We start from the raw sequence: 26,883 nt of genomic DNA, 5'->3' as shown, positions 1-26,883 counted from the left end.
GTAAATAAATAGCATGTCAGGAGGATGTATGGAGGAGTATCAGGTATATCAGGATATCAAGGCGAGAACAAACGGAGAAATATACATCGGCGTAGTTGGACCGGTGAGAACAGGAAAATCCACATTTATAAAAAGATTTATGAACCAGATGGTTATTCCTAACATTTCAGGGGAAAATGACAGGCAGCTTGCACAGGATGAACTGCCGCAGTCGGCATCAGGAAAGACCATAATGACGACTGAGCCGAAATTTATACCAAAGGAAGCTGTATCAATCAATGTTGCTGACAATCTGGATATGAAGGTAAAGATGATCGATTGCGTGGGATATGTCGTCAAGGATGCCGAGGGTCAGTTTGAGGATGGCAAGGAGAGAATGGTGAGAACGCCGTGGTTTGACTATGACATTCCGTTTTCCAAGGCGGCGGAGATAGGCACAAACAAGGTTATAAATAACCATTCAACTGTTGGGATTGTTGTGACCACGGATGGCAGCTTTGGTGAGCTTCCGAGGGAGAGCTATCTTGAAGCTGAGCAGAAGACTGTTGATGAGCTGAAGGCCATTGGGAAGCCATTTGTCATTCTTCTCAACACCGACAAACCATCCAGCAGTCAGACGGCTGCGCTCTCGGCAGAAATGAGCGATACATATGGTGCAAGTGTTATTCCGGTAAACGTGGAGCAGCTCAGAGAATCGGATATTACATATATTTTTACAGAACTTCTTATGAGCTTCCCTGTCACATCTATATATTTTGAGATACCGAAATGGCTTGAGGTTGTCGATGATGACAATGAGATCAAGAGCAGCGTTATATGTGATGCAGTCCAGATAATGGCGGCTGCAGACAGCCTGAGGGATATCGATCATATGGACTACCCTGAGAATGAATATGTCAGGAGATATAAGTGTTCCAGCATAAATATGGCGGATGGATGTGTGAATATAGACGTCGATATCTGCGATAATTATTATTACGCAATGCTGTCAGATATGATGGGCGCAGATATAACAAACGAGTACGATTTTATCACTGAGCTCAAATCCATGGCAGATAATCGTAAGTATTGTGTGAGTGTCATAGGAGCGCTTGAGCAGGTGAACAATGGAGGTTATGGCCTCGTTATGCCGGATAAGTCGAATGTCCAGCTCGGAAGTCCTGAGGTTATAAAGACCGGAGGAAAATTTGGAGTGAAGATATCGGCGAGCGCGCCATCGGTACATATGATCAAGGCGAATATCACCACCGAGATCATGCCTCTTGTGGGAAGCAAGGAGCAGGCGGATGATCTTGTCACATACATATCTGACAACAGCGATGATGGAGATATGTGGGGAGTTAATATATTTGGCAAGACCATAGAACAACTCGTTGACGATGGACTTAACAACAAGGTCAGCAAGATAGGTGCGGAGAGTCAGCAGAAGCTTCAGAATACCATGGAGAAGATCGTAAATGACGGAAATGGCGGAATGGTGTGCATAATAATATAAGATTGCATATTTATGGCAGGCTATGTTAAAATGTCTAAGGTGTTCTGGTGGATGCCTTAGACATTTGATTGTCCGGGCATGGAACATTATGGTGGTTATCAATTCAGGATGGAGACGTACATATGTCTGCGATAGATGTAAAGCTTAATGTATTTGAGGGCCCACTGGATCTTCTTTTGCATTTGATAGAGAAAAACAAAGTCAATATATACGATATTCCGATCGTCACTATCACAGAGCAGTATCTGGAATATGTGAACAATATGGAGGAAGAAGATCTTGACGTCATGAGCGAATTTCTGGTCATGGCGGCGACTCTGATCAAGATCAAGTCCAAGATGCTCCTGCCGAAGGATGAGGAGGATCCTGAGGATGAAGAGGATCCTAGAGAAGAGCTCGTCAGACGACTGCTTGAGTACAAGATGTACAAGTATGCTGCCGGTGAACTGAAGGATCTGGAGATTGAGGGAAACAAGGCATTTTTCAAGAAGGCGACCATACCGGCTGAGGTGAAGAATGTCAAGCAGGAGGTCGATCCTTATGAGTTGATCTCCAAGGCTGATGTGGATCTCCAGAAGCTCAATGAGATATTCAAATCGGTTATGCGTAAGCAGGTCGACAAGGTAGATCCGATACGAAGCAAATTCAAAGAGATCGAGAGGGAGGAGATTTCCCTTGAGGAGAAGATGGCGGAGGTAAGAGAAGAAGTCAGAGGACTGGAGGGCATAAACTTCAGGACACTGCTTGAGATGCAGGCATCAAAGATGAATATCATAGTCACATTCCTTGCCATACTTGAGCTTATGAAGATAGGCGCAATAGCGATCAGACAGGAAGATATATTCGGAGAGATAATCATTGATTCTCTGGATACTATATAGAGATGAGGTAACGATGAATAACGAAGATTTACAGAATGAGGAAATAGATGAAGTAAATACCCCTTCAGAAGAGAATGAGGAGGCCAGGACGGACAAGGAGTACAGTGACGATTATCTCACATCCGCCATCGAGGCTATACTTTTCTCAGTGGGTGAGTCTGTATCGATCGACAGACTTGCCTCAGCTCTTGAGATGGACAAGAGGAAGCTTACAAAGCAGCTTGAGGGTATCATATATAATTACAACAACAACGACAGGGGTATCAGGATCATAGATCTTGACGGTTCGCTTCAGCTCTGTACGCGCAACGAATACTATGGAATTCTCGCCAAGGTTGTCAATACACCGAAGAAGCTTTCCCTCACGGATGTTGTTCTTGAGACTTTGTCTATAATTGCATACAAACAGCCGATAACAAGGCCCGAGATCGAGGCTATAAGAGGAGTTTCATGTGTACATGCCATAAACAAGCTCATAGAGTACAATCTCGTGCAGGAGGTTGGAAGACTTGATGCTCCTGGACGACCTATCATGTTTGGAACAACAGAGGAATTCCTCAGATGCTTTGGAGTGTCATCGACAAATGATCTTCCGATGATAAGCCCTGATAAGATAGAGGACTTCAAGAAAGAAGCGCTGGAGGAAGCAGATTTCACGCTCAGTGTAGATACGACATCCGAAGAATAACAGACATGTTCCTGTAATATAATATCATGACCAATATTATGAGGATATGACGGTATATGTATATGTTTTCTACAGGAAAAAGATCACGCATAAGGCGGTTTATGTTGCTTGTTGCAGCCTGGACTGCAGCAAGTCTGGTAATACAGTTTCTCGTTGGTAACAATATATTTATAAAAGCGTATGCTGAGGAAGACAATACAGCGGATGTACAGCTATTTGCCAGAAATGCGATTCTGCTGGATGGGGAGACTGGAGATATACTATATGACAAATGTAGTGATGAGCACAGACCCAACGCCAGCACGACCAAGATACTTACATGTATACTTGCAATCGAGTGCGGGAATCTGGCGGATGATGTGACAGCTTCATCCTATGCATCCAAGATGCCTGAGGTCAGACTTGGGGTTCGTGACGGCGAGAAGTACACACTTGAAGACATGTTGTACGCCATGATGCTCGAGAGCTACAACGACGCTGCTGTAGTCATAGCGGAACATATCGGTGGCAGTGTACAGCACTTTGCGGAGATGATGAACGCAAAGGCTGAGGAGATAGGCTGCCATTCTACATATTTTATCACGCCAAATGGTCTGGATGCCCAGGACGAAAATGGCGTCCATGGCACCTCTGCGGAGGATCTTGTCAGGATCATGAGGTATTGTATTCTTATTTCACCCCAAAAGGATGAATTTCTGAAGATTACCCGAACAAAATCATACACATTCAATGATAATACCGGAAATAGAACATTTGCATGCATTAATCACAATGCATTTCTCGATATGATGCCATGCGCATTGTCAGGAAAAACCGGCTTTACCTGCGATGCTGGATATTGCTATATAGGAGCTGCGGAGGTTGAGGGACATACATATATATGGGCTCTCCTTGGCTGCGGATGGCCGAATAATAAGACTTATAAATGGAAAGATTCCAGGGCGCTTGTGGCATTTGCGCAGGAACACACCATATACACGGAGCTTAAGGCGCCTGCTTCGCCTGACATCAGGATAACATATTCATCGGGCTCGTCGGCAGATGGAAGCACAGCGACAAAATGCAGGCTGAACAGGACTGTGACAGCATCTGAAGGTAGTATACAGTATGTATACAAAGTCGCGGATACATTAAAGGCACCTGTGCATAAAGGCGCTGTAGCCGGTTCGCTTGAAGTGTACCTGGACGATGAACTTATAGATGTTGAGAATGTTATTGTGTCCGAGGAGATAGCTGATGTGACATTTAAGGATGAGATAATAAAAGTTTTATATCGTGCTGCAATGTAACATTTGCCTGGCACAGGCATATCCTAAATTATCAATAATATAAGGGCGGTGCACTGAGGTATGGATATGAATTGTGTATACTACGTGGTAGGCGGTGACAGGAGAAGCTGCTATATGTCTCTCAGTCTGGCGGAGAAAGGCAGTAATGTGTTTCATTTCGATCCATATGATGCCGATCTGCTGAGACATTCGCCGGTCACCATTATTTCGGGGGCTTCAGGAGTGGGCTTTCGCAGACTGATAGAGGGCGAATGTGCGTCTCCATCTGTAGAAATGCTGAAAGCTATCATTCTTCCTGTGCCTGTTACGAGGGATGGTGAATTTGTCAACGGCAGAACCCTTCTCACCATGAACAGCATTCTGGAATGCAGCAAGGAATTTGACATTGTGTTTGGAGGCGGGATAGGCAAATATATGTCTGATACAAACGAAAATAGTCCTTATGTATTTGATTTTCTTGCAGATGATGTTGTGGCCGAGAGAAATGCAGTTGCAACCGCGGAGGGGGCAGTCTGCGATGCGGAGGAGCTGTCTGATATTAATATAGACGGAAGCGTATGTCTGGTGACGGGATTTGGCAAATGTGCCAGGGTTCTTGCCGAAAGGCTTGCATCCTGGGGAGCAGATGTAATAGTTATGGCAAGACGTCCAAAGCAGAGGAGTGATGCGGCGCTCATAGGCTACAAGGTTATGTCATTTGAGGATATTCCGATATATAAGCATATACTGTCAGAAGTGGATTTTTGCTTCAATACAGTACCTGCGAGAGTTGTATGTGAAGATATCCTGTCTCTGCTCAGCAGACATGCGGTTGTAATAGATATAGCATCTATGCCGGGAGGGGTGGATTTTGATTATTGCAAGGAACATGATATTCCTTATAAACACAGCCTGGGAATCCCGGGTAAGCTGTCTCCAAAGACCTCGGGGATGATTCTTGCCGATGCAGTGATAGAGGCAGTGTCGGCTCACCGCTGAAATGGATTTGTATGAACTGACGCTTAATAAATAGGAGTGTATATAACATGGATTTATCAAAGTGCAATGTAGGTATGGCTATAACCGGTTCATTTTGTACCTTTGATAAGATTAAGATAGAAATAAAGAAAATGGTTGAGATGGGAATAAATGTGTATCCGATATTCTCGCCTCACTCCGCAGAGTACGACACAAGATTTGGAAAAGCTGACAAATTCGTAAATGACGTTGAGACGATAGCAGGGCGAAAGGGTATTTACACTATACAGGAGGCTGAGCCTATAGGTCCCAAGGCCTATCTTGATGCGCTGGTCATAGCACCTTGTACCGGAAACACCATCGCCAAGCTGACAAATGGAATAACTGACACATCGGTTCTCATGGCGGCAAAGGCGCATCTGAGGAACAATAAGCCGATCATCATATCTGTGTCAACAAATGATGCCATGGGTATGAACTTCAAGAATATCGGCCAGCTCATGAACATGAAAAATATTTATTTTGTTCCATTTGAACAGGATAACTGTGTGAAGAAACCCAATTCACTCATAAGCAGACTTGATCTCATCCCAGCCACCATAGAGGAGGCTCTTGAGGGAAGGCAGATACAGCCGGTTCTCATAAAGTAGTTTTACTGCACCCGATAGGGTATAAGTTTGTTGCTTATTGCGGCTATTATACCCCATCGGGTGTAGTTTTGTTTTATATAATACTTTTTATACCCGTTATGGTATAAAAAATATTATATTCGATTGAAATTATACCTTATCGGGTGTAATATATAAGGAGAATAGCGTATAAGAAGAATCACGTGTAAGAGGAATCACGTGTAGGAGGAATCACATATAAGAGGTAATAACGATGAATAAGATAGCTGAATTTATAAAGACTAACAGAAAAGAAGCGGGTCTTACACAGGAAGAATTCGCAATAAGATCAGGCCTCGGACTCAGATTTGTCCGCGAACTTGAACAGGGGAAAGAAACTGTGCGTATGGACAAGGTCAATGAAGCTCTTGCAATGTTCGGCATGGAGGCGGTTCCAGGGAGAAAGGATGATTGATGGTGGATAATACTTTTAGAACGGCTTATGTATATATAAGAAATGAATTTGCGGGAATTTTATGTGAGACCGACGAGGGATATACATTTTCTTACGATGAAGAATATCTTGATAGAGAAAATGCCAGTGCTGTATCACTTACCATGCCATTGTCGAAGGACATGTATCGATCCAAGACTTTATTTTCTTTTTTTGATGGACTCATCCCCGAGGGCTGGCTGCTTGATGTGGTCAGTAGAAATTGGAAAATAGATGTAAGGGACAGGTTTGGATTGCTGCTTGTTGCATGCCGCGATGCGATAGGCAATGTAAGTGTCAGGGAGGATCGCATATGAATTGTTTGTGCTGTGGAAAAACTTTGAAAAATGACGACGGAACAGGCTGGCATAAAGCTTGTGTGAAGAGATTTTTTATGACGACTAAGCTGCCAGACATAGATATAGATGATCAGAAACTAAAAGTTCTTGCAGAGGAAAGTATAAACAAGGGGTATACGGTTCCGGGTGTACAGAAGAAACTGTCGTTACACCTGCTTTCTGAACCAGGTAATCCAAGACTTACATTGGTAAACTACCCAACAGGATATATACTTAAACCTCAGGTTGATCAATTTAAAGCGATGCCTGAAGCGGAGCAGCTTGTGATGTCTATGGCTGATATGATAGGAATTTCAACGGTGCCGCATGCATTGATCAAAGGAAATGGGCAGATGGCATATATTACTAAAAGAGTGGATAGGATATTCGAGAAAACAACTGTTGAAATGCTTGCAATGGAAGATTTCTGTCAGTTGGACTATCGTCTTACACAGGACAAATATAAAGGTTCATACGAGCGATGTGCAAAGATCATAGAAAAATATTCAAGTCGTGTAGGTCTGGATATGGCAGAATTCTATATGAGAATTGTATTTTCTTTCGTGACTGGCAATTCCGATATGCATTTGAAGAATTTTTCGCTTATTGAAACAGAGGTGGGAAGCGGAGATTATGTTCTCTCACCAGCCTATGATCTGCTGCCGGTAAATGTTATCATGCCTGAGGATACAGAGCAATTGGCGATACCGATGAATGGGAAAAAGAGAAATGTGAGAAGAAAAGATTTCCTTATATTTGCTGATGTATGTGGTTTAAGTCGGATATCAGCGGAGAAGATGATAAGTTTGGTAGTTAAAAATAAGGATAAAATGAAAAAGATGTGTGACGAATCTTATATACCTGAAAAAATGAAATCAGACTTCGATCATTTGATTGAGGAAAGAATGCTGATTTTGGCAGATTGATAAAAATTTAATATAATACGAAATCCCAGTAGTTACTTACTATCGAAATGTGATTCGAAATGTGACTTCTGGGATTTTTGTTGACTGACATAAGATAGTCCTGTAGAATATTTATTGTGAGACAGGGAGTATCACAATATAACTTTGGAGTGTAAAGTAATATATGAGAGATCCAGATAAATTGAAAGAGGAAATGGACGAGCGCAATAGAAAGATCCTTGACGTTGCATTTGAACTGTTCGTAGACAAGAAGATAGAGGCGGTGAGTATGGGAGATATCGCAAGGGCTGCCGACGTGGGAAGGGCTACATTGTTCAGGTACTATCCAAGTAAGCTTGAGCTGGTCATAGCGGTATGTGCTGATCAGTGGAAGAGATACCTGGATGGCCTGGACGAGAGAAGGCCTATATCGTCTGTACATGACATACCAGCCATAGACAGACTGATATTCACCATGGACAGCTACATAGATATGTATCAGAACCACAAGGCGTTGCTGAAGTACAACGATAACTTCAACTATTATGTAACCCATGAGGGCAAGAACAATGATCAGCTTGTAGATTTCCACAGCTCACTGTATTCGGTGGACACCAGACTTCACATGATGTACGAGAAGGCGAAGGTGGACAGAACTATACGGACTGACATACCGGAATCAGAATTCATGCGTGTCACCGTCCACTCCATGATGACGGCCTGCGCCCACTATGCGGAGGGCTTCATATGGGGATCGGACGACAACAAGGACTACACAGACGAGCTTATAATGATCAAGGAAATGATACTTGATTATGCAACAAAAGGGATAAAGTAACAGAGTTTATAGGATAGAATGTTATGGAAATGGAGGTATGGAATGAGAAAAGAAATACTATTTAAGAAGGGAATTATAACAGCACTTACGGTGGCGATGGTTACGTCGCTGGCGCCTGCGATCGGGGCAGGTGGCTTAAAAACAATCACTGCGAAAGCTGAAGAAACAGAATCGCACAACTATAATTCACAGGGTTTTTGTACAGAATGTGATGCTTACCAGTCGGCGGTGCTCACTACAGACAAGTATGATATTGACGATGATAATAGCAAGGACGATGTGTACGAGATTGGAAATGCAGGTCAGCTTTTCTGGTTTGCAGGACTTGTAAACGGCACTCTTGATGGAGTTAAACAAAACAAATTAGCCAATGCAGTTCTGACAGCCAACATCACAGTAAATGAAAATCTTCTTGATTCCTTACAATACGATGCAGAGGGCAACGTTTCCAACGGAAGTGATTTTATAAGCTGGACTCCGATTGCAGATTGGATGGGAAATCGTACAACACAGTATTCAGGAACGTTTGACGGAAATAATAAAACCGTAAGTGGTTTGTACTTTAATGGTGATTCAACATGTATTGGATTATTCGGAAGTTCAGAATCCGATGGCAACATAAAAAATGTTGGAGTCGTTGATTCCTATTTCAAAGGGAATGATCATGTGGGCGGTGTGTGCGGAAACAATGCTGGCACAATCACAAACTGTTATAATGCAGGGAATCTTACCGCTATTGAGTCATCTGCTACTATAGGCGGTATATGTGGATATAATAATGGTGGCACAGTCACAAACTGTTATAACACAGGAACTGTTACTGCTACCGGCTCAGCAGCTTCTGTAGGTGGTGTGTGTGGTTGTAGTATTGAACTAATTTTAAACTGTTATAACATAGGAACTGTTACTGCTACTGGCTCAGATGCTGATATAAGCGGTATATGTGGATACAATTTTGGGCCAATCAAAAATTGCTATTACCTCGCAGACACAGAAGATGAAAATGGCGGCAAAACCGCCGCACAATTCGCCAGCGGTGAAATTGCGTATCTCCTGTCACAGGGCTGCTCAACCGGAGAAGGTGATAACACTGTGACTTACGATGGCTTCATCTGGGGACAGACCATCGGAACAGACACATATCCTGTATTACGCGGTGCAAAGGTATATAAGAACATAACTTATTTTGGCTGTAACGATTCGTCTGACGTTGTCTCGGTTGCGTATAGCAATGAAGATAAGACAACTTATGGAGACCATGACTATGTTGACGGGGTGTGCAGATACTGTGACGAAGAAGCCTTGGCATCTGTTACAAGTGGTGAGATTATCACATACTATTCATCATTTCAGGATGCGATAGATTATGCCGAAAATATACCTGGCAGTGTTGTCGCTGTGATGTCATATACGGGATATAAAACTTGCTATGTAAATAATCCTGATTCCGATTTTACCATTGATATAAACGGAAATAATGTAAATGGGGTTACAGTAAACAATGGGAAAATAACAATAATTGATTCCAAAGCGAACGGTGAAATGCAGGGCAGCTTAGTAGTAAGTAGTGATTCAATAGTAACGCTTGGCGATGTGAAGATATCAGAGTTAATAAAAGTCCATGGACAACTGGTATTAAATGGCGGAGATTTAGAAAGAATAAATTTATATGAAAACAGTGCGAAAGTATTCTTTAACAACAGTGATATAAAAATCAACAATTGTATATATTGGTGGGATGAATATTTTGAAGGACTGATTATAAATGCCGAACTTCACAATATTATTCCTATTATTCCAAATTGGTCTAGACTTGAAGCAAATACTCCACTTGTCGGGGCAGGAAATAATATTACATTGGATGTAAATTGGTTCAATATATTGTCAGGGGTTACGGAACGTGATATGACATCCAGCATAAAGGATAATAAACTTATAATTGGAGCATTGATCAATGAAAAAGTGAAGACCGAATTTGAGGAAGGCGCAACGTTTACTTATTCTGGCGCTGAATTAAAACCAACTGTTAAAGTATATATTAATAAAGTTTTACAGGATGATGAACAGTTAATAGAAAACACGGATTACATCGTATCATATTCTGACAACATCAATGCCGGCACAGCAACTGTAACCATAACAGGAATCGGCGCTTACTCAGGATCAAAGAATGTCACATTTACCATCGAGCCAAAGAAGATTGACAGTCCAATATTTGACGGACTTAAGTCTGAGTACACATACACAGGACAGAAGGTAGAGCCTGAGTTTGCTCTCATGGACGGTGATACAGTCATTCCATCAAGCGAGTATGAAGTCATATACAGTGACAACACAGAAGTTGGAACAGCTACAGTAACCATCAAAGATGCCTCCGGTGGAAATTACGAGGTGAATTGTAAGGCTGAATTCAATATAGTTAAAATTGATACAGTTATTATAAATGAACTTCCAGTGGCAGATGCTGTAAGCTATGATCCAAATAAAACTTTAGGAGCTATAAACATTTCTGGTGGAAATGTACTTGACCCTTCAGGGAAAAACGTACCAGGAAGCTGGAGCTGGGCAGATACCTCAGTAGTACCGACAGTGGACAATTCAGGTTATGATGTTGTATTTACCCCTGATGAACAGGAACATTACAATCCGGTCAGTGGAACTGTTCAGGTAAATGTCTCAAAGGCTGATGTAAACGTAGTTGATTTGCCAGTGGCAAGCGCAATAACATATGGCGACGATCTTGCAAAAGCTGTTATATCTGGAGGAAGAGTGTCCTTTGATGGTATTGATCAGGTTGAGATACCGGGAACATTTGCATGGAAAGATGAATCCATAAAGCCATTTGTATCTGACAGCGATAAGACACTATACACCGTTGTATTTACTCCGGCTGACAGTGTGAATTACAACACTGCAGAAGCTGAGATTACGGTAAATGTGAGCAAGGCTACAATGCCGAATCTGCTGTTAAGTGTAGATAATACAAATAAGACAGTTGGAAGTATTGCACTTCCGGGAGACTGGACATGGCTTGATGCGGATGCTAAGACTGCGATAAAGGCAGGCGGATCAGTGGAGGCAACCGCTGTATACGTTGGCGATGACAAGGAAAATTATGACAGCACAGAGCTGAAGATAACCATCTACAGAGCGGCATGTTCAGAGGGCAAGACTGTAAAGTATACACTAAAAGGAGAGAAGGCACCAACCTGCACAAAGGCAGGAACTGGACATACAGAGTGTTCAATCTGCGGCGATGTAATGAGCACAGGTGTATATGTAAAGGAACTTGGACATAAGTGGAATTCCGGCAGGGTGACAAAGAAACCTACATACACGGCGACAGGTGTGAAGACATTCACATGTACCGTGTGCAAAGCAACTAAAACCGGAAGTATTGCCAAACTTGCAACCACAGACATAAGCAAGAATACAAGCAAGATCACTGTTTCCGGAATAGAAAACAAGATCTACAATGGAAAGGTACATACCCAGAAGTCTCTTGTTGTAAAGGCTGGTGCAAAGACACTTAGACTGAACAAGGATTACACTGTCACCTACAGCAAGAACAAAGCGGTGGGCAAGGCTAGTGTGATAATACGTGGTAAGAATGCATATTCAGGAAAGATAACAAAGACATTTGCCATAGTAAAGGCTGCCAAGGGAAAGACATATACAGTTGGAAAATTCAAATACACTATAACCGGAGCAAAGACAGACGGCACCGGAACAGTTGCAATTGCCGGTACAACGTACTCAAGGTCAGATAAGAAATTTGCATCACTGACCATCGCAGATACTGTCATTATAGGAGATGTAAGGTTTAAGATAACATCTGTAAGCGCAAATGCATTCAGCAGGTATACGGCTCTAAAGAATGCCACTATAGGTAACAATGTGACAAGCATAGGGTCAAACGCATTTTTATCATGCAAAAACCTTAAGAAGATGACGATAAAGTCAGCTAAGCTCAAGAGCGTTGGCGCAAAAGCCTTCAGTGGAACATACAGCAAAATTACATTTGCAGTACCTAGGAATAAGGCCACAGCATACAAGAAACTGATAAAGAAGGGCGGTCCTTCTGCGAAAGCAATCTATAAATAACAAATATATAAATTGCCTGTAAAAACAAGACTTTCAGACCTCTTGTACATGCAGCGTATTCGCCATTTTCGATACGCCACATGTATACAGAAGGCTGGAAGTCTTTTTATATGTCAAGGACAATGGCATATTTTCTCAACCAGTGATCAATCTGGAGAAGATATGCCATCATCTGAGGGCCTGCCATGAGCTGACCGAACCAAGGTCTGCCGTAATCCTTTGGCGCATTTATGAAACTTTTCACATATTCTCTGTCGATGAGAGGCAGAAGAGGACTTTCCGGATCGTTTAGCACGCAGAGAAGCCTCTTTGCAAGCTCCTGTTCATAATGAGGGTCATATGACTTTGGATATGGGCTTTTCTTTCTGTACATGATCTCGTGCGGTACGTAATCCTTCATGGCTTCTCTCAGAAGCTTTTTCTCACAGCCTTCGGAATATTTGAATTCCCATGGTACGTTGAATACATATTCAAGTATCCTCGGATCGGCAAATGGAACTCTGGCTTCCAGACCGCTTGCCATGCTGGTTCTGTCCATTCGGTCAAGCAATGTCTGCATGAACATCCTGATATTCAGATAAGATATCTGCCTGCGCCGCTTTTCTGTATCGGATTCCCCCGGAAGAAGATTGATCTCGGACAGGAGAGAATTGTATAGTGATGACACATATCCCGGTATATCAAGACTATCTCTGATGTCCGGCGACAGTACTGAGAGCCTTGGCGACAGATCCTTCATCCATGGAAATGTGTCTGCAGACAGCAGTTCATCCCTGTAAAACCAAGGGTAGCCTCCGAATATCTCATCTGCGCATTCTCCGGTCAATACTACTTTGTATTCATTTGCCACAAGTGAGCAGAAGTAGAGAAGGGAAGAATCCACATCCGCCATCGTCGGCATATCCCTTGATTCCACGGAAGTATACAGATAGTCTGCAAGATCACTGTAATTGCAGGTGAGATATGTGTGGTCTGAACCTATGTGGGCTACCATCATATCTACATATGGTCGATCCTGCTCCGGCTGGAATGCATTTGACTTGAAATATTTGGAATTATCTTTGAAATCAAATGAGAAAGTGTGCAGCTTTTTCCCTTGCTCCCTGAGTTTTGCGGCGCATACGCTGCTGACGATTGATGAGTCGATGCCCCCCGAGAGAAATGTACATACAGGCACATCCGATACGATCTGTCTCTCTATACTGTCCTTGACAAGATAACGGACTTTTTCCACAGTGTCTTCATAGCTGTCAGTGTGAGGATTGCTGGTTATGCGGTAATATGTGAAGTCTGTCATTCCGTAGGATGAGAATTTCATGAAATGTCCCGGCTTTACTTCGTCTATATTCTGAAATACTCCACAGCCTGGAGTCTTGGACGGCCCGATTCCGAACACCTCACATAGTCCCCGTGCATCAATGACAGGCCTTATACCTGGATAGTAGAGCAGGCCTTTGATCTCTGAGGCGAAGACAAGTGTTCCGTCATCAGTTACTGAGTAGTACAGCGGCTTCACACCGAAGTGATCCCTGTACAGATATATGGTCTGGATATGTTCGTCATATATCGCAAATGCAAATATTCCGTTCAGCCTGTGAACAAAATCGGGACCGAAGTGAAGAAAACAGTTGAGAATAACCTCTGTGTCCGAAGTTGTATCAAATGTATATCCAAGGGCGAGCAGCTCCGATTTCAGTTCCTTTGTGTTGTAGATCTCGCCGTTGTACACTATGTATATAGTATTTTCGCCGATGACCTTTTTCATAGGCTGTTCGCCTCTTGCTACGTCACGTATGGAAAGTCTTGTGTGTGCCATTCCACAGTGCGATGACAGCACTGTATTTTGTGCATCCGGACCTCTGTGAGCAAGTGCCTTATTCATGTCGTTCAATATGTATGAGTATCGTTCATGTTCGGTATTGAAATCCCTGTTGGAATTATAGAATCCTGCGATGGAACACATATATTTACCTCTTTTTGTGGTATCTATATATTATATTGGGGAGTTGATTTTATAGAACTTTTATATAATACTATAAGTTTGATGCAAGATATGTTAAGTATTGATATAATGTATCATATTTGTTTTTTGTGAGTATGAACACAAAATCGGCAATAAACATCATGACATTTGAACCTACAAAATATTGATAAAAGAAAGAGAAATACTGCAATGAAAAACACTTTAATAAAGACTAACAAAAAATACCTTCCGGGACTTTTAAACATCGCGGTTCCGATCATGCTGAGCAATCTGATATCACAGCTTCAGATGCTTATAGACAGAATATTTTTAGGACACGTAAACAGCATGTACATGAGCGCACTTGGCAATGTGACTTCACCGATGTGGACCACCATGTCGTTCTGTTTCTCCATCGTGACAGGAGCGTCTATACTGATAAGTCAGAGCGTTGGTGCAGGAGATACCGAACACATAGAGGAATACTCCGGTGCCATGGTGAAATACAATAATATCATACCGATACTGTTATTTTTCTTCTGGACATTCTGCGCTGAATTTGTATTCAGACTCATGGGTGTGTCAGACGGCCTGATGCCGATGTGTCTTGATTATTCCAGGTATTATGCGCCCGTATTTTTGATAACAGGACTGGGCGGTGCATTCAGCGTCATACTCCAGACATCAAACTATACCAAACCACTTGTTGTATATGGAATATTAAGATCTGGTGTAAATATACTCCTTGACTGGGTTATGATATTTGGAAGATTTGGGTTCCCAGCCATGGGGATAAAGGGTGCAGCCATAGCGACGACAATAGCGGAGTACTCTGGACTTATATTTGCAGTGATATTCGTGGTATCAAGCAAGAAACTTAACACTAAACCATCTATGAAATGGGTAGTAAAGGCACATATAAAGCCGTATCTTTTGTCGGCAAAGCTGGGAGTGAACACAGCTCTTGAGGATTTTGCATGGAATCTTGGTAATCTGCTGATTATAAGGATTCTCAACGCCATAAATGAGATGGCTGCCGGAATTTATTCCATCATATTCAGTGTCGAGGTCCTGGCGGTTGTCATCATTGGAGCGATAGGAAACGGTACAATGACGCTAACCGGTGAGGCAAAAGGAAACAATGATCTGAGTAAATACAAGGGTGTATGTGTCTGTGCGTATGGCTTGTGTATAGTAGTTGGAATCATCACACTCGGTGTCTGTCTTGCGTTTCCACAGCAGATCATATCACTTTTCACCAACGACAAGAGTATAATTGCATCGTGTGGGATATATCTGATCTTTATCAGTATCAATCTGTTTGCCAAATCAGCAAATATAGTGGTTGGCAATGCGATCAGGGGCAGTGGCAATACGATATGGATGCTCATAACACAGCTGTTTGGTACGGTGTGGGTGGTTTCTGTGGCGCTTTTGTTTGTGTTTGTCCTTAAGCTTGGAATAGCAGGTGTCTTTCTTGCAGTCATAGTGGACGAGATCGTTAGATCTTTTATCAATCTCGGCAAATATCTGAGGATAGTGAAAAACTGGGAAAGCACAGACTGAGGTAAAAAGGCTGAATTAGCTAAACAGTGGGTGCGACATTCAGTGGCATATATAATTTAGAATAGACGTATCAGAAAAAGAAAGTCTTATATGAAAGGGGATATATGATTTGATTTTAGAAACTAATAGGTTAATATTACGTCACTGGCAGGAGAGTGACGCAGATATATTATTTGAATATGCAAGTGACCCTGATGTGGGACCTATAGCTGGCTGGCCAGTGCATGAGAGCAGGGAGTACAGCCTTGATATGATACGGAATGTATTTAATGGGCCGGAGTGTTATGCTGTGTGTCTGAAGGACAGCGGCCTGGTTGTCGGTGCCATCGAATTACTGTTAAATGGAAGGACAGATATGACAGACCGCGATGACGAATGTGAACTCGGATACTGGATAGGAAAGCCTCACTGGGGCAACGAATACGCACCGGAGGCGGCCAGGAGACTCATAGAACATGGATTTCTTGATCTGGGCATGAGAACAATATGGTGCGGTTACTACGATGGCAATTCCAAGTCCTGCATAGTACAGGAAAAGCTTGGATTTGTGTTTCATCATACCTGTGATGAAGTGGATGTGCCTCTTTTGAATGAAATCCGGATAGGACATACGAATATTATGACGAGAAAACATTGGCTGTCTGGAAAGATGAAGAATTCACTGTATGATCAGCTGGCCAGGGATTACTGCTGTGATGCGGCTGATATATATTCTGGTGACAATATATTTTCTGAATACAGACAGATAGAAGGACAAAGACGGTTCAAAGGACAGGAAAAGTGCCCACTCAAAATAGCTGTGGTAAATAGCAAGTTGCTATTTACCGGTCGTAGAGAGATTGTAGAAGAATGCAGAAAACGCTATGAGAACACAACTGGCAAATGGTTCATGGATATAGAGAAATTTCGTGAGCTCGACAATATTCTTTCCAGATACGGATGCAAATTGAAATCTGCCCACCCATTTTACCTTCCGACGAAACTGAGCGAACAGGCAGCGAGAAAAGATAATACAGATAAAACCGTTGATTCGATGATAAAAGAAGATTTTAACCTTGTCAGGTATACGGGGGATGAGATCCTGCAATTCAAAGGAGATGACAGATGGAATGAGGCATTTTGCTTTGATGATAACACTCCTGATGTGCTGGCTGTGGCTGCTGTATCAGATGGTGAGATTATTGGTATGGCTGGCGCAAGCGCTGACAGTGACGACTTCTGGCAGATTGGTATAAATGTTGTTCAAGAAGCTGAGGGAAGACATGTGGGTACATCGCTTGTATCTGAACTGACCAAGGATATACTCAGGTGTGGCAAAATACCATATTATGGCACAGGAATGTCCCATATAGCCTCCCAGAGAGTTGCCGCTGCAGCGGGATACGATGTATTTTGGTTTGAACTGCTGGCGGGCAAGTAAAAGAATCGTTGACACATCTTCATGTTAATGATAAAATAATCACATCTAAGGGTCGTAAAACGACCGGGAAATAGTCAAATGCTATGACGAGGAGGAGTACATGCATCCCCCCGATCAACAGAGAGAAGACGGTGGTGAGAGTCTTCATCAGGAATGTGTGGAAGGTAGCCTTCGAGCAGTGGATTGAAAGATTGCAGCATACATATTTGTCGGCTGTTGTCGAGTAGGTTTCAACGGTTTTCCCCGTTACAGGAATAAGATATTAATAATGATTACAGTGATAATTTATTATAGTATCTGATGAGTGCAGACATTTGTCTGAATTTAGGTGGTACCACGGATATGAACATATTCGCCCTAAGCGTAAAACAGTTGCGCTTAGGGCTTTTTCTATGCATGGGGTGCATATATACATCCCGAGGCGTAAGTTTAGATTATCATGAACTTTACAGGAGGTATAAGATATGGAGATCAATGGAGCAAAGATGTTTGTAAAAGCGTTGCAGGAAGAGGGGGTAGACACTCTGTTCGCATACCCTGGTGGAACGGCGATAGATCTGTTTGATGCGTTGTATGATGCAGAAGGTATCGATATGATACTTCCAAGACACGAGCAGGCGCTTGTCCACGCAGCAGATGGATATGCACGTTCAACAGGAAGAGTTGGAGTGTGTCTGGTAACAAGTGGTCCGGGCGCGACAAACCTTGTAACGGGAATTGCCACAGCCAACTACGACAGCGTGCCACTGGTATGTTTTACAGGACAGGTTCCAATGAATCTTATTGGAAATGATGCTTTTCAGGAGGTTGATATAGTTGGAATCACAAGAAGCATATGTAAGTATGCAGTCACAGTAAGAAAGAGAGAAGATCTTGCAAGGATCATTAAAAATGCTTTTTACATAGCAAGAACCGGAAAGCCAGGTCCTGTAGTTGTTGATATTCCTAAGGATATACAGCTTGCCATGGGAAGTGACGAGTATCCTACAGAAGTAAATATCAGAGGTTACAAGCCTTCAGAGGGTGTACATGTTGGACAGATCAAGCGAGCCCTTGCGGAGCTTAAGAATGCAAAGAAGCCTGTGTTCCTCTGCGGCGGCGGAGTCAATATCGCACATGCGAGAAAAGAAATGCAGGAGCTTGCAGAGAAGACCGGTATACCTGTAGTTACTACAATTATGGGTAAGGGTGCTATTCCTACTGACCATCCACTCTATGTCGGTAACATCGGTATGCATGGTAACATGGCATCCAACAAGGCTATCATGGAGAGCGATGTACTTTTCTCCATCGGATGTAGATTTAACGACCGAATAACAGGTACTATAGATACATTTGCCAAGAATGCCAAGATCATACATGTTGATATAGATGCAGCGTCCATATCAAGAAATATAAAGGTAGATATACCTATCGTTGCTGATGCCAAGGTTGCCATATCCAAGATGCTTGAATATGCAGAACCTCTTGATATCAAAGGCTGGGTGGATGACATTATGAATGTCAAGGCTGAGTATCCTATCAACATGAACAGATATGATGGTGTGACCCCTGAGGCTATCATCAGAACCATAAACGATATGTACAGCAATCTCATCGTTACAACTGATGTTGGGCAGAATCAGCTCTGGACAACGCAGTACATTGATATAGACGAGAACAAACAGCTCTTAACTTCTGGAGGTCTTGGAACCATGGGTTATGGATTTCCTGCTGCCATAGGCGCAAAGCTTGGCAACATGGATAAAGATGTTATTTGTATATCCGGAGACGGCGGAGTCCAGATGAACATTCAGGAGATGGCTACAGCTGTTGCACTTGAGCTTCCTGTTACCCTCTGTATACTGAACAACGGCTATCTCGGCAATGTACGCCAGTGGCAGGAGCTGTTCTTCAATAAGAGATACAGCAGTACATGTCTCAGATATAGAAGAAGATGCAACAGAGACTGTCAGAATCCGGATAAATGCTGTCCAAAGTATTCTCCTGACTTTGTAAAACTGGCAGAGAGCTATGATGCAAAGGGCATAAGAGTTACAAAGCCTGAGGAAATCAGGCCGGCATTTGAGGCTGCCAGGGCAAATACAAACGGACCTACAGTTATAGAATTCTTCATCGATCCTACGGCCAACGTATTTCCTATGGTTCCGGGTGGAAAGTCACTGAATGACATGATACTTGACTGCTGATATTGATAAATTGATTTTATATTGGTAATAGAATGTACATATATATATTTGTATATTATCCAGATGAAAGGGGTATATAGAATGAGCGTAAAGAAGAGATGGATATGCCTGTTCGTAGAGAATGAGGTAGGTGTACTTGCAAGAATTTCAGGTTTGTTTTCAAGCAAATCATACAATATAGATACTATAACCGTTGGAGTAACCGAGGATGAGACAATATCCAGAATGACCATCGGTTTCACCAGTGATGACAGGACATTTGAGCAGGTGAAAAAACAGCTCAATAGAAGTGTGGAGGTTATCAAGGTCGTCGACTACACTGATATAGCCATTCACAACAACGAGATTTTATATGTCAAGGTCAACAGCTGTTCAAATGAGGATAAAGATGAAGTGTTCAGAATTGCAAATGCATTTGGCTACAAGATCACTGACTACAATAAGAAATCAGTGCTTGTTGAGTGTGTTCAGACTGATGCAAAGAACGACAATGCAATAAAACTGTTCAAAGAGAGTTTTCCTAACAGAATAGAGGTTGTAAGAGGCGGAAGTGTTGCAGTTGAAGCGATAAGCATGTCGGACAGATAGTATGACCAGAAAATAACTGTCACAATGATATTGCTGGTAAAATAGTCTGTAAAAAGATTATGAAAGGATCCGTAAAATAAAATGAAATTTGTAATACAGCGTGTAAATCACGCATCAGTAGAGGTGGATGGCAAAGTGATCGGCAGCATACAGAAAGGTTTTCTGGTTTTTGTCGGAGTATACGATTCGGATACCAAAGAGATTGCTGACAAGATGATAAACAAGCTTGTGAAGATGAGGATATTTGCCGACGAAAATGGCAAGACAAATCTTGACATAAACAGTGTAAACGGCCAACTCCTGATCGTTTCACAGTTTACCTTGTGCGCAGACTGCCGGAAGGGCAACAGACCATCATTTACTGGTGCAGGAGCGCCTGATATGGCCAATGAGATGTATGAGTATATAATTGAAAGATGCCGTGAGTTTGTTCCTGTGGTGGAACATGGAGAATTTGGCGCAGATATGAAAGTGGATCTGTCCAATGATGGGCCATTTACCATATTACTTGACAGTAATGAATTGTAATATATCCATGATTTGCCGAAAAAATTGTAATATAATGGGAAAATTTTATAAAATCCAACAATATTGTTGAAAAAATGAATATTTGTTAATATAATTACAAGTGGAGTTTCTATATGCAAAGGATAATATTATAGAGAGAACTAATACTGAAAAGGAGAACTATACAATGACAAAGGATCAGATTGAATCTAAAACCTTTAAAAAAGGACTTTTTGGATATAATAAGGATGAGGTTAACAGCTTCCTGCGCTCAGTTGCAGAAGATTATGCAGAACTTGAGACAAAGTATGCAGCTCTTGAGTCAGAGAACGAAGTGTCAAAGAAGAACCTTATGGAGAACAGCGTAAAGATTTATGAGCTTGAGAAGCAGCTCGAGCAGGCTGCTCCTGGTTCCAAGAAGGAAGCCAACGCAGCAAATGCTGAGGCTAACAAGATAATAAACGACGCTAAGAAGAAGGCTAACGAGGTTATCGCAAATGCAAAGGCTGAGCTTGCCAAGCTCAAGGAAGAGATGGAGACACTCAAGAGCGGATCAAGTGCAAAGGTTGCTGAGGCTGCAAATAAGGTTGAAGCTGCAGTTGAGGCGGATCCTATAACAAAGCTTAAGATGAAGTCGCAGGGCGGAGATGCACCTCAGAAGCTCAAGATGACACCAAAGGCTGCTCCAGAGGCAGAGCCAAAGCCGGCAGCATTCACAGGTAAGAGTGCTCAGGCTGCTCAGGAGGAAGAAGAGGAAGAACTTATTGTTGGTGAAGTAGAAGAAGGAGTAAAGCGTAATCAGGCACTTATCGGAGATGGCGATGAGGATGCAGACTTCGAGTTCTTATAAAGATTGGGTGTTTATATGACGTATAAAGAATGCGTGGAGTGTATCGACGGCGTTCTCAGTTCTTTGGAATTGGCGGATATTGATGATTGTTGTCTTCAGTTCAATGTTATCGGCAATGATAGTGGGGTGTTCTACATAGATATAAGGGATCATGTTGCCAGATTAACAGAGGATTCGGACAGGGAGTATAAGGTTAAATATGTATTTACAGTTCCAGTTCTTTCAAGACTTTTGAGAAGAGTTGTCGATCCGATGTATGCGTATACTACAAGTAAATATAAGATGATGGGAGATGTGTCTTTGGGAAGATGCATACTCGTCAAACTCTGCGAGGCTTCGGCCTGACAGATAAATAAAGAAAACCGGCGGTATCATGATAGATCCGCCGGTTTTCTTGTGTTGTATAAGCACAGCACGTGTAATTGTATAAGCGCGCAGGCTTAAAATGTATTTTTTACAGAAGATCTGCAACTTCCTTGAGAAGTCTCTCTGTCTTATCCCATCCAAGACAAGGATCTGTGATAGACTTACCATAGCATCCACCATCTACTGGCTGGTTGCCATCCTCAATATAACTCTCAACCATAACACCCTTTACAAGATTCTTGATCTCAGAATCGTAATTCCTGCTGTGGATTATCTCCTTGACAATTCTTGGCTGTTCAATAAATTTCTTGCCAGAATTATTGTGGTTGGCATCAACTATACATGCATGATTTACGAGGTTGAACTTCTTGTATGTGTCAGCAAGGAGCCTAAGATCCTCATAGTGATAATTGGATATAGACTGTCCATGCTTATTCAGTGCACCTCTCAATATACAATGTGTCAAAGGATTTCCGTCTGTGTGTGCCTCCCATCCGGAATAGAGGAATGTGTGGTGATGCTGTCCTGCTATACAGGAATTCATCATAACGTTGTAGTCACCACTTGTAGGATTCTTCATACCTACAGGAACATCCATTCCACTTGCGGTAAGTCTGTGCTGCTGATCCTCAACAGAACGTGCGCCTATGGCAACGTAAGAGAGGATATCATCTACATACTGCCAGTTTTCTGAATAAAGCATCTCATCAGCAGCGGTGAGTCCTGTCTCCCTGATAGCTCTTATATGCATTTTTCTGATGGCGTAAAGGCCCTCGAGCATGTCTGATGCCTTTGTAGGATCAGGCTGATGGAGCATTCCTTTGTAACCATCACCAGTAGTTCTTGGCTTGTTAGTATATATACGTGGAATGACCAGTATCTTATCCTTAACTTCATCTGCAACCTTTGCAAGACGATTCTGATAATCGCAAACAGCATCCTCATTATCTGCTGAACAAGGTCCGATGATAAATATAAATCGGTCATCATCGCCTACGAAAATTTTTCTGATCTCTTCATCTCTTCTGGCTTTGATGGCTTTCAACTCGCTTGAAAGAGGGTATAGTTCCTTGATCTCATCGCCAGTTGGTACTCGTTTAACTAATTTCATACTCATGAAACATGTCCTCCTTTTTTCTAGCCATTGATTATATCAGAAAAACTTTACAAAATAAAGAAAATAATACTATATTGGTGGGATAAAAAGTCATATTGCCGGATAAATGCATAATATAATATATAAACAGAAACTGAAAGAGGAGTTGTATGCTGCATTTTCCGGATAGAAAAAAGATGGGCAGGAAGAAAAATATCAGAAGATTATCTGTTATAACGGTACTCATCTTTATCATATTTGCAAACACAAATGGTACGAATCTTATGGTATATGCAGAGGAACAGACAGAGACTCAGGCGGCAGACCAGACAGAAGTTCTGGAGGTGGAATCTCCAAGCTGTATACTCGTTGAGGCATCCACAGGTCAGGTGTTATTTGAAAAAAACTGTGATGAAGCCATGGCTCCGGCTTCGGTTACAAAGGTTATGACGCTTCTTCAGGCTTTTGAGGCGATAGGGGCCGGACAAATGACTCTTGATGATATTGTAACTGTGAGTGAACATGCTGCGTCCATGGGCGGATCGCAATGCTTCTTTGAGGCAGGAGAAGAACAGACTGTTGAAGATATGATAAAGTGTATTATAATTGCATCCGGAAACGATGCGGCTGTTGCCATGGCGGAAAAGGTTGCCGGAAGCGAAGAAGCGTTTGTGAAAAAGATGAATGAGAGGGCTGCTGAGCTGGGGATGACAAATGCAAGTTTCAAAAATGCGTGTGGCCTGGATGCGGATGGACATAAAATGTCAGCACGGGATATCTCTATAATGTCCAGAGAACTCATAACAAAATATCCTGCCATCTTTGATTATTCAGGCATATGGATGGATTCAATCATACATAAAACACGAAGGGGCGAGAGTCAGTTTGATCTCGTCAACACAAATAAATTTTTGAATATGTATACAGGAGCAACCGGCCTTAAGACAGGTTTCACAAATACCGCAAAATATTGCATGTCGGCGACTGCTGAGAGGGACGGCATACAGCTTATTGCTGTCATCATGGGAGCTGATACAAAGGATATCAGAAACAAAGACGCCTGCAGGCTGCTTGATTATGGATATTCGATGTGCCAGAAATATACAGATCTGAATATTCTTCAGGAAAAAGAGATTTCCATAGACAATGGCACCGAAAGTTGTGTTACAATTAAGACCGACTCACAATTCACCGGGATCTTGCTTGCGGGAGAACACGCGGAGGATGTGAAGAAGAAACTGGAGATGAGAGATCCACTGACTGCCCCGGTTGACAGTGGTGAAGAGCTTGGAAAGATGAGCTATTATATTGGCGAGAGGTGCATCGGTTCAGTGCCGATATATGCGGCGGAGAAGGTTGATTCCATGAGTATGAAGTACGCTTTCGTTAAAGTGCTCAAGTTACAATTTACATATTGAGGTTAAATACATGAAGATTTTTTTAGTTGTAGTTATCGTACTATGCATTATAACGCTTGTTAATCTTTTGATAGAGAGTTACCGCGAAAACAGAAGAATCTCGTTTTCAAATTATCAACTGCATGACAGGAGAATAAGAAAAAAAGCCCGGATAGTCATGATATCAGATCTCCACAATGCGGAATTTGGAAAGGACAACGAGAAGCTTATAAGCTGTATAGAAAAGATCAATCCGGATTTCATACTGGTGGCGGGGGATATAATAGTCGGAAAGCCGGGACTTACAGTAGATATAGGTATACATTTCCTGAATGAACTTGGCAAGCGTTTTCCTGTGTATATGGGAAAAGGAAATCATGAGATGCGCGCATCCATATATGAAAAATATGGTGATATGTGGAACAGGTTATATGAAGGAACAAAAGATAACATCACCTGGCTTATAAATGAAAGTGTTCATCTTGATGAATACAATGTCACGATATACGGACTTGACATGAAGACGGAATATTACAGAAGATTCAAAAAGCTCGATATGGATGAAGAGTATTTGCTGAATGAACTTCCACCGATAAGCAGATCCGATTACAATATACTTATAGGACATGATCCTGATTATTTTGAAGAATATTCCCGATGGGGCGCTGATCTTACTGTATCCGGCCATGTACATGGTGGACTTGTGATCCTGCCATTTCTCGGGGGCGTGATATCGCCTATGATCAGACTGTTTCCAAAGTACTATAAGGGGTTATATTCCTGCGATGGACATAATATGATAGTCTGTGCAGGACTCGGACTTCACACTATCCGAATCAGAGTTAATAACGAACCGGATCTGGTGACCATCAATTTGTCCAGATAACAGTGCGTTAGCCTCTTATATTTAAACATAATTAAGTGTTGAATTATAGTAATATAGCATATAATATTATGTATGTTGGATGTAAGTTCGCATGGAATTATGTGTGAAGGGGAAGAGCGTGATTTTATGAACAATAACACAGATGATAACAATATAGATAAAGATAATGTGAACACTGATGCCGCTGAAGAGATAGTTGCTGAAGAGACAATATTCGGGGGGACAGAGACCGAACCGGATGACAAGCCTGCAAAAAAGACTCACAGAGCTTTGAAGATCACAGCGGCTATATTTGGAGCGGTGGTCGTATGTACATATATAGTTATATCGATATGGTTCATGTTCCATTACAACTACAAGACATACATCAATGATATAGACTATTCGTTTTACTCACTTGATGATGTCGATGCATACATAGAGAGTTACATACAGGATTATTCCCTCACACTCAAGCTCAGGGGCGGTGAGGAACATGTCATAAAACCAGAAGATATATCGCTTGATATAAAGCCGAATATAACAGCCAAGAAGATCATAAGCGAACAAAATGGTTTTCTCTGGCCTTATTACATGCTAAAGAGAAAAGATTATGACCTTTACTATTCAGCGTCGTATGACAAGGATGCTCTCGAGAAGCTTTTGAAGAGCTATGACAGTCTTGACGAGTCCAAGATGGAGAAACCGGAAGATGCCTATGTTACGATCAAGGATGGAGAATCAACAATTATTCCTGATTCTGAAGGAAATTATCTTGATTTTGACAGATTATGCTGTATAATAGATGAGGCGATTGTTAAAGGTGAATCCGTGCTTGATGTATCGGAAAGTGACGCATACGAGAGTCCTGAGCTCACAGCCGACAGTGAAGAGATAGTAAATGAGCAGAAGGATCTTGCAAAGATCCTTGAGATGACCATTACATATGAGATTGATCAGGTGTCATGGAAGCTTACCAGCAAGGAATATGGCGACTGGATCAGCAACGTAAAAGGAAAATGGAAATTCTCAGAAGACAAGGTGCGTGAGTATGTCGAGAATATCGCAAGCAGATACGATACATACGGTGTGCCGAGGAATTTCAGAACTCATAATGGTGATGTCATCACTCTGGCGAATACCTGGTATGGCTGGATGATCGATGTGGACGGTGAGACAGAAGAGCTCATGAAGCTTCTTGAAGCCGGAGAGTCCACAACACATACACCGCCGTTTGACTGCTACGCTGCAGTTTATCACGATGGCGGCGATGATATCGGTGATTCATATATCGAATGTGATTTTGGCCAGCAGCATGTATATGCATATGTAGACGGCAATCTTGTGTGGGATTCCGACTGCGTAACCGGAAGCCTTGCAAACAATGGCAAATACAGAACACCTGAAGGTGTATATACGATCCTGTATAAGAAGACACCTGCTGTGCTTATCGGCGATGACTATGAGACTCCTGTAACAT

23 protein-coding genes and 1 other annotated feature are annotated in these 26,883 nt (G+C 42.2%); of the genes, 21 read left to right on the top strand and 2 right to left on the bottom strand.

From position 1 onward, the window contains the following. Positions 1-28 precede the first annotated feature (28 nt). From spoIVA to AB5150_RS00760, 11 genes are all read left to right on the top strand, one after another. Entirely contained in the window at positions 29-1,495 is a 1,467-nt protein-coding gene (spoIVA, locus tag AB5150_RS00810) for a stage IV sporulation protein A (protein ID WP_368291055.1), read from the top strand. A gap of 122 nt (positions 1,496-1,617) precedes the next feature. After that, complete coding sequence (locus AB5150_RS00805; protein WP_022216424.1) at positions 1,618-2,376, top strand: ScpA family protein; 759 nt, start codon at positions 1,618-1,620, stop codon at positions 2,374-2,376. Positions 2,377-2,389: 13 nt separating this feature from the next. Next, positions 2,390-3,064 carry an SMC-Scp complex subunit ScpB gene (gene scpB / locus AB5150_RS00800; protein WP_173794515.1) on the top strand — a complete coding sequence of 225 codons (675 nt, stop codon included), beginning with the start codon at positions 2,390-2,392 and terminating at the stop codon, positions 3,062-3,064. Positions 3,065-3,165: 101 nt separating this feature from the next. Next, positions 3,166-4,353 (top strand): D-alanyl-D-alanine carboxypeptidase family protein, encoded by a 1,188-nt coding sequence (locus AB5150_RS00795; protein ID WP_368291054.1) that lies wholly within the window; start codon positions 3,166-3,168, stop codon positions 4,351-4,353. A gap of 60 nt (positions 4,354-4,413) precedes the next feature. Then, entirely contained in the window at positions 4,414-5,331 is a 918-nt protein-coding gene (locus AB5150_RS00790; protein WP_368291053.1) for a dipicolinate synthase subunit DpsA, read from the top strand. 47 nt (positions 5,332-5,378) lie between these two features. Further along, the gene (locus tag AB5150_RS00785; RefSeq protein WP_368291052.1) at positions 5,379-5,960 is read left to right on the top strand and encodes a dipicolinate synthase subunit B; all 582 of its coding nucleotides are present in this window, start codon (positions 5,379-5,381) and stop codon (positions 5,958-5,960) included. Between the two features lie 232 nt (positions 5,961-6,192). Then, positions 6,193-6,393, top strand: coding sequence for a type II toxin-antitoxin system Y4mF family antitoxin (locus tag AB5150_RS00780; RefSeq protein WP_015534972.1), 201 nt, complete (start codon positions 6,193-6,195; stop codon positions 6,391-6,393). Beyond that, positions 6,393-6,728 carry a HipA N-terminal domain-containing protein gene (locus AB5150_RS00775; RefSeq protein WP_022216427.1) on the top strand — a complete coding sequence of 112 codons (336 nt, stop codon included), beginning with the start codon at positions 6,393-6,395 and terminating at the stop codon, positions 6,726-6,728. Before AB5150_RS00780 ends, AB5150_RS00775 begins: the two co-directional genes overlap by 1 nt. After that, complete coding sequence (locus tag AB5150_RS00770; RefSeq protein ID WP_117874208.1) at positions 6,725-7,675, top strand: HipA domain-containing protein; 951 nt, start codon at positions 6,725-6,727, stop codon at positions 7,673-7,675. Before AB5150_RS00775 ends, AB5150_RS00770 begins: the two co-directional genes overlap by 4 nt. Before the next feature lie 163 nt (positions 7,676-7,838). After that, positions 7,839-8,492 carry a TetR/AcrR family transcriptional regulator gene (locus AB5150_RS00765; protein ID WP_368291051.1) on the top strand — a complete coding sequence of 218 codons (654 nt, stop codon included), beginning with the start codon at positions 7,839-7,841 and terminating at the stop codon, positions 8,490-8,492. Between the two features lie 42 nt (positions 8,493-8,534). Continuing rightward, on the top strand, positions 8,535-12,596 hold the full coding sequence (locus AB5150_RS00760; protein WP_368291050.1) for a leucine-rich repeat protein: 4,062 nt from the start codon (positions 8,535-8,537) through the stop codon (positions 12,594-12,596). 106 nt (positions 12,597-12,702) lie between these two features. Here AB5150_RS00760 and asnB read toward each other — a convergent pair whose 3' ends face one another. Continuing rightward, positions 12,703-14,559, bottom strand: coding sequence for an asparagine synthase (glutamine-hydrolyzing) (gene asnB / locus AB5150_RS00755; RefSeq protein ID WP_368291049.1), 1,857 nt, complete (start codon positions 14,557-14,559; stop codon positions 12,703-12,705). Positions 14,560-14,769: 210 nt separating this feature from the next. Between asnB and AB5150_RS00750 the strand changes: the two genes are divergently transcribed. The 7 genes from AB5150_RS00750 to AB5150_RS00720 all read left to right on the top strand — a co-directional run bounded on the left by AB5150_RS00750 (position 14,770) and on the right by AB5150_RS00720 (position 22,024). Further along, on the top strand, positions 14,770-16,125 hold the full coding sequence (locus AB5150_RS00750; RefSeq protein WP_368291048.1) for an MATE family efflux transporter: 1,356 nt from the start codon (positions 14,770-14,772) through the stop codon (positions 16,123-16,125). A 109-nt stretch (positions 16,126-16,234) separates the two neighbouring features. Then, positions 16,235-17,545 (top strand): GNAT family N-acetyltransferase, encoded by a 1,311-nt coding sequence (locus AB5150_RS00745; protein WP_368291047.1) that lies wholly within the window; start codon positions 16,235-16,237, stop codon positions 17,543-17,545. A 74-nt stretch (positions 17,546-17,619) separates the two neighbouring features. Beyond that, positions 17,620-17,908, top strand: a binding site (T-box leader). 101 nt (positions 17,909-18,009) lie between these two features. Further along, a complete protein-coding gene (ilvB, locus tag AB5150_RS00740; protein ID WP_022216433.1) occupies positions 18,010-19,734 on the top strand; it encodes a biosynthetic-type acetolactate synthase large subunit in 1,725 nt (574 codons plus the stop codon). Between the two features lie 81 nt (positions 19,735-19,815). Continuing rightward, positions 19,816-20,322 carry an acetolactate synthase small subunit gene (gene ilvN, locus AB5150_RS00735; protein WP_022216434.1) on the top strand — a complete coding sequence of 169 codons (507 nt, stop codon included), beginning with the start codon at positions 19,816-19,818 and terminating at the stop codon, positions 20,320-20,322. An 81-nt stretch (positions 20,323-20,403) separates the two neighbouring features. Then, a complete protein-coding gene (gene dtd / locus AB5150_RS00730; RefSeq protein WP_022216435.1) occupies positions 20,404-20,850 on the top strand; it encodes a D-aminoacyl-tRNA deacylase in 447 nt (148 codons plus the stop codon). 166 nt (positions 20,851-21,016) lie between these two features. Continuing rightward, the gene (locus AB5150_RS00725; RefSeq protein WP_173795395.1) at positions 21,017-21,679 is read left to right on the top strand and encodes a DivIVA domain-containing protein; all 663 of its coding nucleotides are present in this window, start codon (positions 21,017-21,019) and stop codon (positions 21,677-21,679) included. 15 nt (positions 21,680-21,694) lie between these two features. Continuing rightward, positions 21,695-22,024: a hypothetical protein gene (locus tag AB5150_RS00720; RefSeq protein WP_055144410.1), complete on the top strand. Its 330-nt coding sequence runs from the start codon at positions 21,695-21,697 to the stop codon at positions 22,022-22,024. Between the two features lie 109 nt (positions 22,025-22,133). Here the strand turns inward: AB5150_RS00720 and AB5150_RS00715 are convergent, their stop codons facing one another. Further along, positions 22,134-23,162 carry a 3-deoxy-7-phosphoheptulonate synthase gene (locus tag AB5150_RS00715; RefSeq protein ID WP_022216437.1) on the bottom strand — a complete coding sequence of 343 codons (1,029 nt, stop codon included), beginning with the start codon at positions 23,160-23,162 and terminating at the stop codon, positions 22,134-22,136. Positions 23,163-23,311: 149 nt separating this feature from the next. Here AB5150_RS00715 and AB5150_RS00710 point away from each other — a divergent pair, with 149 nt between their 5' ends. From AB5150_RS00710 to AB5150_RS00700, 3 genes are all read left to right on the top strand, one after another. Beyond that, positions 23,312-24,559, top strand: coding sequence for a D-alanyl-D-alanine carboxypeptidase family protein (locus AB5150_RS00710; protein WP_368291045.1), 1,248 nt, complete (start codon positions 23,312-23,314; stop codon positions 24,557-24,559). Between the two features lie 10 nt (positions 24,560-24,569). Then, on the top strand, positions 24,570-25,424 hold the full coding sequence (locus AB5150_RS00705) for a metallophosphoesterase (RefSeq protein ID WP_349818366.1): 855 nt from the start codon (positions 24,570-24,572) through the stop codon (positions 25,422-25,424). A 126-nt stretch (positions 25,425-25,550) separates the two neighbouring features. Next, positions 25,551-26,883 (top strand): peptidoglycan binding domain-containing protein (locus tag AB5150_RS00700; RefSeq protein ID WP_368291044.1); only part of this gene is annotated, 1,333 nt, incomplete at its 3' end.

This window comes from Coprococcus sp. RTP21281st1_F1_RTP21281_210402, from assembly GCF_040915325.1.
GTDB classification, from domain to species: Bacteria; Bacillota; Clostridia; order Lachnospirales; family Lachnospiraceae; genus Coprococcus; species Coprococcus aceti.
Note: the sequence above shows the minus strand (reverse complement) of the source record. Positions and strands in the feature narration are given on the sequence as shown.

Excerpts from the sequence above, each read along its gene's own strand:
- spoIVA (WP_368291055.1), top strand. The coding sequence starts at position 29 with ATGGAGGAGTATCAGGTATATCAGGATATCAAGGCGAGAACAAACGGA.
- AB5150_RS00805 (WP_022216424.1), top strand. The coding sequence starts at position 1,618 with ATGTCTGCGATAGATGTAAAGCTTAATGTATTTGAGGGCCCACTGGAT.
- scpB (WP_173794515.1), top strand. The coding sequence starts at position 2,390 with ATGAATAACGAAGATTTACAGAATGAGGAAATAGATGAAGTAAATACC.
- AB5150_RS00795 (WP_368291054.1), top strand. The coding sequence starts at position 3,166 with ATGTTGCTTGTTGCAGCCTGGACTGCAGCAAGTCTGGTAATACAGTTT.
- AB5150_RS00790 (WP_368291053.1), top strand. The coding sequence starts at position 4,414 with ATGGATATGAATTGTGTATACTACGTGGTAGGCGGTGACAGGAGAAGC.
- AB5150_RS00785 (WP_368291052.1), top strand. The coding sequence starts at position 5,379 with ATGGATTTATCAAAGTGCAATGTAGGTATGGCTATAACCGGTTCATTT.
- AB5150_RS00780 (WP_015534972.1), top strand. The coding sequence starts at position 6,193 with ATGAATAAGATAGCTGAATTTATAAAGACTAACAGAAAAGAAGCGGGT.
- AB5150_RS00775 (WP_022216427.1), top strand. The coding sequence starts at position 6,393 with ATGGTGGATAATACTTTTAGAACGGCTTATGTATATATAAGAAATGAA.
- AB5150_RS00770 (WP_117874208.1), top strand. The coding sequence starts at position 6,725 with ATGAATTGTTTGTGCTGTGGAAAAACTTTGAAAAATGACGACGGAACA.
- AB5150_RS00765 (WP_368291051.1), top strand. The coding sequence starts at position 7,839 with ATGAGAGATCCAGATAAATTGAAAGAGGAAATGGACGAGCGCAATAGA.
- AB5150_RS00760 (WP_368291050.1), top strand. The coding sequence starts at position 8,535 with ATGAGAAAAGAAATACTATTTAAGAAGGGAATTATAACAGCACTTACG.
- asnB (WP_368291049.1), bottom strand. The coding sequence starts at position 14,559 with ATGTGTTCCATCGCAGGATTCTATAATTCCAACAGGGATTTCAATACC.
- AB5150_RS00750 (WP_368291048.1), top strand. The coding sequence starts at position 14,770 with ATGAAAAACACTTTAATAAAGACTAACAAAAAATACCTTCCGGGACTT.
- ilvB (WP_022216433.1), top strand. The coding sequence starts at position 18,010 with ATGGAGATCAATGGAGCAAAGATGTTTGTAAAAGCGTTGCAGGAAGAG.
- ilvN (WP_022216434.1), top strand. The coding sequence starts at position 19,816 with ATGAGCGTAAAGAAGAGATGGATATGCCTGTTCGTAGAGAATGAGGTA.
- dtd (WP_022216435.1), top strand. The coding sequence starts at position 20,404 with ATGAAATTTGTAATACAGCGTGTAAATCACGCATCAGTAGAGGTGGAT.
- AB5150_RS00725 (WP_173795395.1), top strand. The coding sequence starts at position 21,017 with ATGACAAAGGATCAGATTGAATCTAAAACCTTTAAAAAAGGACTTTTT.
- AB5150_RS00720 (WP_055144410.1), top strand. The coding sequence starts at position 21,695 with ATGACGTATAAAGAATGCGTGGAGTGTATCGACGGCGTTCTCAGTTCT.
- AB5150_RS00715 (WP_022216437.1), bottom strand. The coding sequence starts at position 23,162 with ATGAGTATGAAATTAGTTAAACGAGTACCAACTGGCGATGAGATCAAG.
- AB5150_RS00710 (WP_368291045.1), top strand. The coding sequence starts at position 23,312 with ATGCTGCATTTTCCGGATAGAAAAAAGATGGGCAGGAAGAAAAATATC.
- AB5150_RS00705 (WP_349818366.1), top strand. The coding sequence starts at position 24,570 with ATGAAGATTTTTTTAGTTGTAGTTATCGTACTATGCATTATAACGCTT.